This is a genomic window from Methylobacterium sp. WL7 (genome assembly GCF_008040085.1).
Classification (GTDB): domain Bacteria; phylum Pseudomonadota; class Alphaproteobacteria; order Rhizobiales; family Beijerinckiaceae; genus Methylobacterium; species Methylobacterium mesophilicum.
Window position 1 is genome coordinate 1 of record NZ_VRVG01000018.1, and the last position, 12,733, is coordinate 12,733.

The 12,733-nt window shown below is 64.6% G+C and carries 12 protein-coding genes and 1 pseudogene; 7 read left to right on the plus strand and 6 right to left on the minus strand.

The features are described 5' to 3' along the window. The first annotated feature begins 64 nt into the window (after positions 1–64). Entirely contained in the window at positions 65–769 is a 705-nt protein-coding gene (locus tag FV233_RS07390) for a hypothetical protein (protein WP_147897078.1), read from the plus strand. On the opposite strand, the gene FV233_RS07395 is transcribed toward FV233_RS07390, so the two are convergent. The 6 genes from FV233_RS07395 to FV233_RS07420 form a co-directional block, all read right to left on the minus strand. Further along, on the minus strand, positions 699–980 hold the full coding sequence (locus tag FV233_RS07395) for a helix-turn-helix transcriptional regulator (RefSeq protein ID WP_147897079.1): 282 nt from the start codon (positions 978–980) through the stop codon (positions 699–701). The two genes, FV233_RS07390 and FV233_RS07395, sit on opposite strands and share 71 nt — an antisense overlap. A 42-nt stretch (positions 981–1,022) precedes the next feature. After that, entirely contained in the window at positions 1,023–2,189 is a 1,167-nt protein-coding gene (locus FV233_RS07400) for an ABC transporter permease (protein ID WP_246689930.1), read from the minus strand. 50 nt (positions 2,190–2,239) lie between these two features. Further along, the gene (locus FV233_RS07405; protein WP_147897081.1) at positions 2,240–2,944 is read right to left on the minus strand and encodes an ABC transporter ATP-binding protein; all 705 of its coding nucleotides are present in this window, start codon (positions 2,942–2,944) and stop codon (positions 2,240–2,242) included. 1 nt (position 2,945) lies between these two features. Further along, complete coding sequence (locus FV233_RS07410) at positions 2,946–4,334, minus strand: efflux RND transporter periplasmic adaptor subunit (RefSeq protein ID WP_147897082.1); 1,389 nt, start codon at positions 4,332–4,334, stop codon at positions 2,946–2,948. 290 nt (positions 4,335–4,624) lie between these two features. Then, entirely contained in the window at positions 4,625–5,206 is a 582-nt protein-coding gene (locus FV233_RS07415) for a response regulator (protein WP_348642223.1), read from the minus strand. Between the two features lie 34 nt (positions 5,207–5,240). Next, the gene (locus FV233_RS07420) at positions 5,241–6,380 is read right to left on the minus strand and encodes an ATP-binding protein (RefSeq protein ID WP_147897122.1); all 1,140 of its coding nucleotides are present in this window, start codon (positions 6,378–6,380) and stop codon (positions 5,241–5,243) included. Positions 6,381–6,787: 407 nt separating this feature from the next. On the opposite strand from FV233_RS07420, the gene FV233_RS07425 reads away from it, so the two are divergent. The 6 genes and pseudogenes from FV233_RS07425 to FV233_RS07450 all read left to right on the plus strand — a co-directional run bounded on the left by FV233_RS07425 (position 6,788) and on the right by FV233_RS07450 (position 12,504). Further along, on the plus strand, positions 6,788–7,216 hold the full coding sequence (locus FV233_RS07425) for a hypothetical protein (RefSeq protein WP_147897083.1): 429 nt from the start codon (positions 6,788–6,790) through the stop codon (positions 7,214–7,216). A gap of 136 nt (positions 7,217–7,352) precedes the next feature. After that, positions 7,353–7,853, plus strand: a complete 501-nt coding sequence (locus tag FV233_RS30195; RefSeq protein ID WP_187278069.1) for a hypothetical protein — start codon at positions 7,353–7,355, stop codon at positions 7,851–7,853. A 418-nt stretch (positions 7,854–8,271) separates the two neighbouring features. Next, on the plus strand, positions 8,272–8,514 hold the full coding sequence (locus FV233_RS07435; RefSeq protein ID WP_147897084.1) for a hypothetical protein: 243 nt from the start codon (positions 8,272–8,274) through the stop codon (positions 8,512–8,514). 380 nt (positions 8,515–8,894) lie between these two features. Continuing rightward, complete coding sequence (locus FV233_RS07440; protein ID WP_246689931.1) at positions 8,895–9,776, plus strand: hypothetical protein; 882 nt, start codon at positions 8,895–8,897, stop codon at positions 9,774–9,776. A gap of 32 nt (positions 9,777–9,808) precedes the next feature. Continuing rightward, positions 9,809–10,909, plus strand: coding sequence for a TAXI family TRAP transporter solute-binding subunit (locus FV233_RS07445; RefSeq protein WP_147897086.1), 1,101 nt, complete (start codon positions 9,809–9,811; stop codon positions 10,907–10,909). Between the two features lie 292 nt (positions 10,910–11,201). Continuing rightward, positions 11,202–12,504: pseudogene (locus FV233_RS07450) on the plus strand (IS66 family transposase). The last annotated feature ends 229 nt before the right edge of the window (positions 12,505–12,733 follow it).

Genomic DNA, 12,733 nt, shown 5'->3' on the forward strand with positions numbered 1-12,733 from the left:
ACTCTCGAACGATGTATAGATCTCGCGTGGCTTCGTTTACGCATCGCCGAGGTGAGGATTGCTCGTGCGTCGTCCGCTTTTCCTCGTGCTCGCCCTCCTGATGGCGACGGCCGTGCAGGCCCAATCCGGAAGTGGCAACGGGATTGGCAATTCCGGAGCCGGCAACGGTAACGGCAACGGGAATGGTAGCAACAACGTCCTGGCGTCCGCGGCTGCCGCGGGCTCGTCGAGTTCGGTGAACATCGGCGGCAGCGGCAGCGGCCGGAACACGCCGGGTGTATGGGCGCCTGGGCTCGCGGCGGCGGGCATCGAAAGCTGTCTTGGCAGCGCCAGCGTCGGCGGAGCTGGTCCTGGGTTCGGCGTCACCATCGGCGGCACCCTGACCGACAAGGGCTGCAACCTGCGGCTCTACGCCCGGACCCTGTACAGCCTCGGCCACCGGACCGCGGCCACGCAGATCCTGTGCAACGATCCCGACGTCGCTCTGGCGCTCGCCGTCGAGGGCGTTCGCTGCCTCTCCGGCCCCGGGGCCGAGGCGCAACGGATGGTCGGGTTCACGCCCCCCGAAGGCTACGCGGAAATCGCCGATCTCGATCAGGAGGTCCGGACTGAGCCCGATGATCTCCTCGCCCGGCGCCCGCCCGCGAAGCGCCGCCGGCGCTCCCACGCGGAGCCCGGTCGGCGGCCCGCTCCGCCCGCTAGGGCGCAGACCGGGGCGCCAGCGCGCTCAGGTGCGTCGCAGGCGCCAACGTCACCAGGCGGGGCGTGAGCAGCATCGCGATCTGGGTCCGATTGTGGAGCCCGAACTTACGCATAATGTTGCCGATATGCGTCTTCACCGTGTTGGCCGAAATGCCCATCTTATAGGCAATGCTGTCGTTCTGCGCGCCCTGAGCAATGTGCCTGATGATCTCCTGCTCTCGTACGGTTAGCGTGATTCGAGTATCAGAGAGAGCGTTTAGGGCAAACGGTTGGAGCATCGTGACCTCCTTCTGCGGCGGGACATGCCCGACGGGACCTGATCATTCGATCTTGAGCGCCTCGACCGGGTCGAGTCGCGAGGCCCGGTGGGCGGGGTAGTATCCGAAGAACAAGCCGACCAGCGCTGAGAACCCAACCGACAGCAGGATGGCCTGCGCGTCGATGACTGTGGCCCAGCCTGCCGACCGCGCGACGGTGAGTGAGACGCCGGTTCCGACAACGACGCCTGCCAGCCCGCCCAGCAGGCACAGCACCAGGGCTTCGGCCAGGAACTGGAGACGGATGTCTGCCCCGCGGGCGCCGACCGCGCGCCGGATCCCGATCTCGCGGGTGCGCTCGGTCACGGTGACCGTCATGATGTTCATGATGCTGATGCCGCCGACCAGCAGCGACACCCCCGCCACCGAGGTGAGCAGCAGAGCGATCGTGCGCGTGGCGCCGCGCTGCGCGTCCATAGCGGCGGCCGGGTCTGAGACCTTGAAGTCGTCCTCCTGCCCGTCGGTGATGCGGTGGCGCTGGCGCAGGAGTTCCTCAATCTCGGTGCGCGCCCGGGCCATTGCCTCGTCCGAGACGGCCTTGGCGACGATGTAGGCGACGGCGTCACGATTGACCCCGCTCGCGCTGCCAAGAAAGCGGAGCTTGGCGGTCTCCAGGGGGACGAACACGACATCGTCTTGGTCCGGCCCTTTGGGGTCAAGCACGCCCACCACCTCGAACGGCACGCTCATGATGCGAACTTCGGTCCCGACTGGGTTGTCGCGCCCGAACAACTCCTTGGCCACGACGCTGCCGAGGATCGCGACCTTGGCGGCGCTGTTCTGCTCGGTGCCGTTGAAGGTGCGCCCGGACGCCACGGACCAGTCGCGCACGAGAAAATGCCCGTTAGTGGTGCCGTTGACGGTCGTGTTCCAGTTTTTGTTTTCGCGCACGATCTGCGCACTCCCCGACAAGGATCCGGCCGCAGCGCGGACTTGCGGCACCTGCGCCAGGATGGCGTCGACGTCACCTTCCGTTAGCGTCAAGCGGGTTCCCGCCTTGAGCCGGACCCCGTCCTTCTTAGCGGTGCCGGGATTGATCATCAGGACGTTGGCGCCGACGGCCCGGATCTGGTCGGCGACCCGTCCCTGCGCGCCGCTGCCGATCGCCAGCACCGTCACAACCGAGGCGACGCCGATAACGATGCCCAACATGGTCAGGAAGCTGCGCATCGGGTTGAGGCGCAGGGACCGGAGGGCCACAAGGAGAGTCTGGTATAGGCTCATGCGGCGTCAGCCCGCTTGAAGCCCTTATGCACATCATCGACGACCTCACCGTCGCGCAGATGGACAGTGCGCGCGCATTGCGCGGCGACAGCGGCGTCGTGGGTAATAATCACCACGGTTTGGCCGCCGCGGTTGAGCTGGTGGAACAGGGCGAGGATTTCGGCGCCGGTCCGGCTATCCAGCGCCCCAGTCGGCTCGTCCGCCAGTAGGACCGCCGGATCGCCCACCAGGGCACGGGCAATCGCCACGCGCTGCTGCTCACCCCCGGAGAGTTGCGAGGGGAAATGCGTTTCCCGGACCGACATGCCGACCGCCTCTAGGGCGGCGCGGGCACGCAGCCGTCTCAGACGCGATGCAATGCCGGCATAGATCAGCGGCAGTTCCACGTTCTCCACCGCGGTGCTACGCGGGAGCAGATTGTAAGACTGGAATATGAAGCCGATCCAATCCCGGCGCATCCGAGCCCGGGCGTCGTCGGAGAGTCGCGCCGTGTCCTCGTCGTTGAGGCGGATCGACCCCGAGGTCGGGCGGTCGAGGAGCCCGACCATGTTCATCAAGGTGCTCTTGCCCGAACCCGACGGCCCCATGATGGCGACGGACTCGCCCGCCTCGACGCCGAGGGTGATGTTACGGATCACCGGCACCGATACGGTCCCGACCCGAAACGTCCGGTGCACGGCTTCGAGGGCGAGGAGCGGCATCTCAGAACCCCAGCCGTACACCGAACAGACGGTGACCCGCCTGTAGCTCGGCCTGCCCGATCACGACCTCGCTGCCCTCAGTCAGGCGCCCCGCTGACCGCAGGGCGACGAGGTCGGAACTTATCCCGCCGGTCTCAACCCGGACCGCTTCAAGGTTTCCATCGATGCCCCGCACCCAAACAGCTGGCGCGCCCGAGTCGCGCGCCGCGCTACCCTCCGGTCGGAAGCGCAGGGCGGCCAGCGGCACCTTTAGGACGTTCTCATCCTTGTGGATCGTCAGCTTTACAAGGGCGGTCATCCCGGGCAGGAGCAAGCCGTCGCGATTGTCGGTCTTCAGCACCACCGTGTAGGTGACCACGTTTTGCGTTACGAGCGGCGCTTTGCGGACTTGGCGTACGACGGCCTCGAACCGCCGGCCAGGATAGGCGTCCACCCCGAAGGTGGCGCGCTGCCCTGCCGCGACCCGCCCGATATCGGTTTCGTCCACGCGGGCATGGACTTCCATCTCCGCGAGGTTCTTGGCGATGTTAAAGGCGGTGCGGACTTCCAGACCCGCCGCCAGGGTCTGGCCTTGGTTGACGAAGCGGCCGACCACGACGCCTTCGATGGGCGAGCGGATTACCGTCCGGTCAAGGTCGATCTCGGCGCCCCGGAGGCTCGCCTGGCGCTGGGGCACAGCGGCGCGGGCCTGAGTCAATTCCGCTTCGAGGCGACGAACCTCTGCGACGGCGCCTTCCACCGCGAAACCGTTGAGGTCAAGCACTGTGCTCGCCTCGCGCGCCTGTGCCTTCCGAGAGGTGAGATCGGTCTGCGCCTCCTCTAGGGCAGCGGGCGCGGCGACCTCACGGGCACGCAGGGCGACCTTGCGATCGAGATTGCGCTCAGCGGCGAGCTGCACGGCCTGCGCGCTCTCGACTTTGGCCTGGAGCACAGCCTTGGTGCCGCGGACGTTGTCCAGGTCGATCCGGGCCCGGTCGAGCCGGGCCTGCTGAACCTTCACGTTAGCCGCTGCCATCTCGAGAGCAGCCCGGTTCTCCTCGACCTTGGCGACGAAGCTGCGCTGATCAAGTTCGGCGAGCGGGTCCCCTAGACGGACGCGGTCGTTGAAATCCACATGCAGCTTGGCAATTTGTCCCGCAAGCTGTGAGCCCACCTCGATCGTATCGACGGGCTGCACGGTGCCGGTGGCAGTGATGAGCTGCTCTAAGGCGCCGCGCTGGATCGTCGCCGTGATGAACCGGCCCGGCTCGGGCGCTGCGGCGGCGGTCTCCTGGATCGTGGCCGCAGCCGCGGCCGGCGATCCGCCTGGTGCGGAGCCGAAGCCGCCGACATCGGGATTGACGTAGGTGAGCAGGGCGAAGGCGGCCACCGCCGCGAAGCCGAGCGTCATCAGGTTGTCAGGCAACCAACGCGCCACGTGCGAGACCTCCCGCTTGTCCGCCCTGTAGGCCCTGGACGACCCAGGTCTCGTGGCAGTGGCCTCGGGCTCCATGGCCCGGGGATTAGTGAATTAATTACAGATGTTTCTGTGCTTGGAAACTCAAATCGAACCCTTAAGTATCAATACGTATGTGTCAGATTCAAAATTCAGTATACATTAAAATGCATTGTGAACTATATAGAACTGGCTTGGTTCGCATTGTGAACGTTCTTACATTGAAAAATTCTACTAGCAAGTGATCATACCATCGCATTTCGCGCGGCCATGCGCACCAATGTTTGGACGCACTCACAGTCCGTCTTTGTCATCATTTTAGCGCGATGGATCTCAACAGTGCGATGACTAATTTCAAGGACCTGACCGATCTCCTTGTTGGTGTGCCCGAGCAAGACGAGATCGAGAACGTCGCGCTCCCGCCCGGTCAGACGGCTCACCCGCGCGGTGAAGGCCGCGTCATCATAGTTGGCTGGTTCCGCCCCGCTGCTGACCGCGAGGGCTTCCCGCACCGCGTCGAGAAGGAGCGCGGCGGCGAACGGCTTCTCCAGGAAGTCGCAGGCCCCGAGTTTCATGGCCCGCACTGCGGTGGGGATGTCCCCGTGTCCGGTCATCATCACGATCGGGACCGTCGCGCCGGCGGCCCGGAGGCGGACCAGCATCTCAAGCCCGTCGATGTGTGGCATACGCAGGTCGGCCACGACGCAGCCGTTCAGGCGGCCTGGCTCGTCGAGCAACGTCGCCGCGCCTGCATGCTCCACGACGCGATGCCCGAACACGCCCAGGAGGAGCACGAGCGAGTGGCGCATCGCGTCGTCGTCGTCCACGACGTGGATCGTCGAGATAGGGACCATCGTCATGTTAGTCCTCAACCGTGGGCAGGGTGAAATGGAAGGTGGCGCCCCCCGTGGCGGTGCTGTCCACCCAAAACCCGCCGCCATGGGCGTGCACGATCGACCGGCTCACCGACAATCCGACGCCCATCCCGGTGGGCTTCGTCGTGACGAAGGGCAGGAAGAGCGTGTCGGCGATCGCCGCGGGGATGCCTGGGCCGGTATCCGAGACGCTGATGCGGACCACGCCGTCATTTTGTACGGCAGCGGTGATTGCCAGGTACCGGCGCGCACTGTCGCGCATCGCCTCGCAGGCATTCCGAATAAGGTTGACCAAGACTTGCTGGATCTGCACCCGGTCGGCTAGAACCCGGGCGCCGGGCGGACCGGGATCGATCCGCACCTCGACGCCCTGCTCGCCGACCCCAATTAAGGCGAGATCGCAGGCGTCACCGATGAGCCCCGCCACGCTCTCGAACTGCCGGTCGGTCTCGCCGCGGGTCACGAAGTCCCTCAGGCGCCGGATGATCGCCCCCGCGCGCTGCGCCTGCCCGGTCGCCGCGGCGATCGCGTCGCGGGCTTCGTCGATCCGCACAGGCCCGGGCTCCGCGAGAAAGTGGTCGCAAGCGGCTGCGTAGTTGCTGATCGCTCCGAGCGGCTGATTGAGTTCGTGGGCGAGCGCCGAGGCCATCTCGCCCATGGCGGACAGCCGCGAGACATGGATCAGGTCTGCCTGAAGCCGCTGCAGGCGCGCCTCGGCCTGGCGGCGCTCGTCGATGCAGTACACGATACCGCGGAAACGGGTCGCTGCCGGGCCGCGGCCGCGCTCGGCCCGGCCCTGGGAACGTACCCAGCGGACCTCGCCGTCAGCCTGACGGACGCGGTACTCGATGCTGTATCGGCCACCCTGATTCAGCGCGCAGCAGACCGCCGCCGCCCGGGCGCCACGATCCTCGGGATGCACGACGGCCTGGAAGGCGTCGTGATCGGACAGGCTCCGGGCAGGCACGCCGAGTACCTGATGGCAGTTCTCCGAGACGGTGACCCGCCCAGTCGTGGGATTGAGCGACCAGGTGCAGATGCCGACCTCTGCGAGGGTCTCGCGCAGATCGCGGGCCGAGAGACTGTTCCGGCCCCCTGTCTGCCGTTCGGAACCGCCGCCTTCCAGTTCCCGCACCGCCTTGCCTCCCCTCCATCCGTGCGCGCCCCAGCTGCGTGCCGGACGCTGCCCAATTTCTAGACATCATACAACACGCGACATCGTATCGAAACCTGTATTAGCGAGAAAATTCACGTCAATATACTGGTTTTACGAGGCGCGCCGTTTTCCATATAAACAGATTACTATCAATAGTTTACGGATATACCGCATTGCAGCAAAAGTTGCCGAACGCGATGATAATAAATTGTGATTTTCATCATCCAAAAGGGGTAACCAGCAAAGGTTAGCTCAGATTTACGGCTATTCACGGCCGATCGAGCACAGCAACCTGAAGTCGTTGTTCAAGCGGAGCAACACACCGCATTGCCCGCCCAACACGGGATTGGGCATGCTTCGGACAGGAGGAATGCGCGATGAGGATAATCCTGCTTTCGGCCGTCGCCGCCCTCGCCCTCGCCGGCATGCCCTCGATGGCGTCGGCTCAGTCGGTGGGTAACGGCAACGGCAATGGCAACGGCAACCTCGGTTCCGGCAACGGCAACGGCAACGGCAACGCCAATGCCGGCTCGCTGAACGGCAATGGCAATGGTAACTTCAACCTGGGCAATTTGAACGGGAACCTGAACGGGAATGCCAACGCCGGCTCGGGCAACGGCAACCTCAACGGCAACGCCAATTTCTTCGGTATCGGCAACGGGAATGCCAACGGCAATCTCAACACCGGCAACCTCAACGGCAACCTCAACGGCAACCGGAATGCCTTTGCCATCGGCAACGGCACCCTCAATGGGAACAGCAACTTCGGCAGCTCCAACGGAAACCGGAACGGCAGCCGGAACTAGGCTATCCAAGACCAGGGCTCAGCGCCCGTGGACCGCACGGGCTGAGGCTCGCGAGGCGACGGCCGTCCCGATCCGGACGGCCGTCGGAGGTGGATGCGCGCCCGGGACCGCCCGGCGCGGAACAGGGAGCAGCGCGATGAAATCTCCATTCCTTCCCCTGGCCCTTCTCGGGCTGGTCGGTTCGGCCGCGCTTCCGGCGCAAGCTCAGATCTACGCCATCGGGAACGGCGTCGGGAACGGTAACGGAAATTTCGGATCCCTCAACGGCAACAACAACGGCAATTGGAACACCGGATCCGGCAACGGCACCGGCAACGGCAACGGCACCGGCACGCCCGTCCTGAACGGCAATATGGGCGCCTTTAACACCGGATCAAACAATGTCGGGGCGTTCAACAGCGGAACCGGCAATACGGGCGCGTTCAACGGTATCGGCAATACCGGTTCGGGCAACGGCAGCAACAACGTCGGTGCCTACAATGGCAATTACAATTCCGGCTCGTCTAACGGGAACGGCAATGTCGGCGCCGGGAACGGCAATCTCAACGGCGGCAGCAGCAACGGCAATGGCAATATCGGTGGCGGGAACGGGAACCTCAATGGGAACTCATTCCTGCCGTCGTTCTTCCGTCGCTAGAGTTGTGGCGGACCAAGTTGGATCGGGCCGTGAATTTAAACATTTTTTTTTGATGCGCTCGTTGACGCCGAACCGGCATCCACTTCGGCGGCAAGCGCTCTAAAACCACTACGTCTTAGGGTGCACCGATGACCGGATGTGGCGCAACGCGCGATGCAGGCGCACCACGCGGAATGGCGTGGCTCCCGGAGCCTCTTTAAGACTGGGTCTTGCCCGCCTCCGCCACCCTCCTGAGGTGCCCGCGTCAGCGGGCCCCGACATGATCTCCGGAGCCCGGGCGGTCGGCCAGAGCACTCCTTCGAGGCGGCTGCGCCACGCCTAAGAAGGCGGGAAAATTTGGGCGGTCGGTCTCAAAGCGCTCTGACGCCGGACCGCCGCCGCACTTCAGGAGCCACAAACAAGCTCGATGGAGCAGCCGATGTACCAATCCCTCACCATCCTCGCTCTGAGCCTGCTCATTCCCTCGGGCGCAGAGGCAGCGCCGGGCGTCGCGACCGCTCTCGTGCGGCCGGACGGACAGATCTGGCCCGCCGGCGGCAACGGCAACGGCAACGGCAACACTGGCTCGAACAACGGCAACGGCAATCAATCGAACGGCCACGGGAACTTCGGCACTGGGAACGGGCACGGCAACGGCGGCGAAAGCGCGCCACGGATCTGACGGGTCGGGAGTCGAAACGCACCGTCCGCAGCCACGCCGGACGCTCGCGCAGCGGCAGCCCTTTCCCCCCTTCCCGTAAGCACAGTCCCGTTACAGGCTACGGCGACTATAATCCCAACAGTGCAACGACGCCGTGTAGAGAATTATCCTTATTGGGTTTTGCTAAATATTACTTTATTCATCAAAAATATGATTGAGAATGCGCCCAGCATGGAGTGCATCCGATGGAAACGCCCCGCCCAATACGAGCTGGACGCACGCCGACAGCGGTAGCCATTGCTGTGACGATCTGGTTGTCACCAGCCGTGTCGGCACGGCCTTCCGATAAGCGCCAACACTCTGAGTCTGCGGTCCCGGACAATAGAAGCGCTAAGGATCTGGTGCGCACCAAGGCGTCGGATCTCCTGATCGAGACTCGAAATGCCTCGGGGACGTTCGGCGTTGCCCTCCCGCTGGAGATCAAGCTGGTCCGAGTGCGGAACGTCTACATCGAGGCAATCAAGCTGCTCGGTCTGCCCCGGGGCGCGACGATCAACGATTCCTGCAACACTTTCTCGTCGTCGAGCGACAACAACGACGTGGATGTGAGTGCGTGGGATCTGTCGAAGATCCAGATCACACAGAGCGATCAGCGCGAGAGCAGTTTCTCGCTTGCGGTCGCGGCAATCTGGACTCCGGAATCCGGCGGTCACATCGATGTCACGTCGAGCCGCCTAACCGTCAACTTCGCTGCAGAACACCGGTTGCGCATCGGTGCCGCCGATGAACATGCTGAGCCCGAATGGCACGCACTTCCGATGCGTTCGGAGACCCTGGCATCCCAAGCCATCGCTCTCCAGACCGGCGAGGGCGCCGTGCCGGTGCTGGCCCCGGCCGCCCCCGAGAGTACCGCGGCGATCACCCGTCCGGCGCCGTCCCGTGCGCCCGGCCCCAGGCCGGACGGCGCGGTCGAGGAGGCCCATCTCCCACCCGCTTCGGCGCCCGCGCAATCGTCGACGGGCCCCGACCCGCTCGTGCAGCGGGCCAAGGGCTTAATTCGACTCGGCGACATCAGTGGCGCGCGGCTCCTGCTGGAGCGGGCCCAATCGCGCAACGCGCCGAACGCAACCTTCTTGCTGGCCCAGACCTGGGACCCCGAGATGCATCGGGCCTGGAAGGTGCGCGGCCTGCGGTCGGACCCCGACCGCGCCCGGAACCTTTACGCGAAGGCCGCCGACCAGGGCCGGACGGATGAGCGGCAACTCGCCGCGACGGGCCGCTGAGGCCGGTCGGACGATCATCGAAGGATACGCATATGTCGAGGCTTATCAAATTTGCCGCTCTCGTCTGCCTTGCGGCCCTCACAATCGGCTCCACCGCGCAGGCTGTGGAACCCGCCACTCACACCGGGGCACTGACGGAGGCCTCCCTCGGCGAGCACATGAACGCAAGTACCGTCACGGTTGTGACGGGCACGCCGGGCGGGACTTATTTCCGCGTCGGCGCCGACCTCGCTTTCGTGTTGGATGACGGCGACAAACTGCGGATCCTGCCAATCCTCGGCAAGGGCGCGGGCGAGAACGCCTACGACATCCGCTTCCTGAAGGGCGTGGATCTGGGCTTCGTGCGCACTGATACGCTAGAGCAGCTACGTCAGGACAAGCGCCTGAAGAACGTCGAGCGACACATCCAATTCATCGCCAAGTTGTTTGACGACGAACTACACATCATCGCGCCGAATGTGATCAAGTCGGCCAGCGACCTCGCTGGCAAGCGGGTCAGTTTCGACATTAAGGGCAGCGGCACAGACTACAGCGGCCGGGCGATGTTCCGCGAACTCGGCATCGCTGTGGAAGGGATCAACGTCGACCAACCGACCGCCCTTGAGCTGTTGCGCAAGGGCGAGATTCAGGCGGTTGTCTCGGTGGCGGCCAAGCCGGTAGCATTCATCGCTGGCTTCGATCCCGAGGACCGCTTCCACTTAGTCAAGGCACCCTACCCGGACACGATCAGCGAAGCCTACGTGCCGGCCAGCCTCGACCGTGCCGACTATCCCAAGCTTATGAACGAAGACGCGGTCGAGACCGTCGCCGTCGGCACGGTACTAGGCGTCTACAACAGCCCGCGGGGATCGCCGCGTTACGACAAGCTCGTCCGCTTCGTCGACGCGTTCTTCGGTCAGTTCGACAAATTCCAGGCCCCGCAACGGCATCCGAAATGGCGCGAGGTTAATCTTGCAGCCTCGGTGAGTGGTTGGAAACGCTTCCAGCCCGCCCAAGACTGGCTTGACCACCACAGCGAGCAGCACGTCGCCTCCCAACCAGATCTCGACCAATTCTTCCGTTCGCAGTCCAGCCCGCTGGCCGGCAAGGAAGAGGTCTATCATGCCTACCTGAAATGGCGCCAGGCCCGATAGACGAACACGCAATCTGAATGTACGGACGGCGACTGGGGGCCATCATTCGAGCAAGCCGTCGCTGAGCCGGACAGCTTGCTACTACGATAACACCACAATGGAGATTTTCTTTCTTTAAATGATTGTCAGGGGCCAAGCATCAGGCGTTAACGGCTTTGGTGCAAGGGTGAGGATCGATAGCAGGTAGCACGGCGTACCCGCTTGCGAGATCTGGATTTTGGTTCTGTGATCTCACGCCGTCGTAATTACCCACCCCCTTGCGCGGGGTGGATTTCGCTGATTCCTTCGTGAGATGGGCCGAAGCGATCTTGAGCGGTTGAGACGCGAAGAGCTGATCGATCCTTCGACAAGCTCAGGATGAGGTGGTGCTGCGGATGCAGCGCCCGGAGAAGACTTCGCGCACCTCGTCGAAGCCTCCCGCGACGGATCGCAAGGAGCGGCGCGAGCAGGCCAAACCCGGTGGGGCCAAGCCCGGGCACGAAGGCCACAACCGCGTGATGAGCGAGGATCCCGATACTGTCGTCGCGCATCGCCCAGATCGCTGCGCATGCTGCGGCGGCGGCCTGCACGGGGACCTTCCCACCGAGGTCGTCAGCCTCTCCGAACGGATCGAGCTGCCGGAAGTCGCACCGGTCGTCACCCAGCATCAACGGCTGGCAGTGCAGTGCCCGACCTGCGGGGCGCGCGTGATCGCACCTGTGCCGGAGGCGGCACGCGGCACGCCCTTCGGCCCGCGGCTGCATGCGGTTGCCACTTATCTCAAGACCTTCCAGGCGCTTTCCTACGAGCGGTTGCAGGCGGCGCTCTCCGACCTGTTCGGGCTAACGCTTAGCCAGGGCGGGCTGATGAACCTTCTCCAGCGCGCGCAGAAGTGCTTCTGCTCCGGTCGCGACGAGGCCGTCTCGAGCCTGCGCTAAGCCACGGTGGTCGCCTCGGACGAGACCGGCGTGCGTATCGAGGGCAGCAACGCCTACCACTGGGTGTTCCATTCGGCGCACGCCGTGGTACACACGGCCTCCCCGACACGGGGCGCCATCGTGGTGCGGGAGATGATGGACGGGCATCGGCCCGCGATTTGGATCTCGGACCGTTACACCGCCCAGCAGGGGCACGCCGCCGCCCATCAGACATGCCTCGCCCATCTCGCCCGCGACGTCGCCTACGCCGTCGAGACCAGCGATGATCCCGTGCCCTGGCGTCTGCAGCTCTGGTTGCACTCTGTCTTCGCCATAGCCGAGCGCGTCACCGATCTGACCACCTCGACGCTTGCTGCCAAACGCCGGACCTTGGATCGGCAACTCGGCGCAATCCTCGCCACACGAAGCGGCTGCGACCTGACCCGCGCCCTGCAAGCGAAGATCGGCCGAGCTCGCCATCAGCTCCTCGTCTTCCTTGCTCATCCCGGCTCGGTCGAACCAACCAACAACGGTTCAGAGCGGCTGCTGCGCCCATCCGTGATCCAGCGAAAGGTCACCAACGGCTACCGCGCGATGTGGGCCGCCAAGGGCGAAGCTGCCATCCGCACCGTCGTCGATACCGCGCGCCTCACAGGCAGCAGCTCCTTCGGCACCATTCTCAAAACCGTCGGCGCCTGAACCCCGAGATTACGGGGGTGGGTAATTACACGCCGTCTGCTTACGGGATGCCGCGGAGTGACGCCGTACGACAGCAATGGGCGCACAGCCGAACGTCCGGTTTTGCTCGCTCAGGCGATCTGGCGTGACGTAGCCTGGCCGAAAGCCGCCTGTCTGCTTCGGAGAAGGTCGGCCGGAAAAGCGGACAGGCTCCACCCGACCCAACCCGGTCACTGCTCCCTCGCCGGAA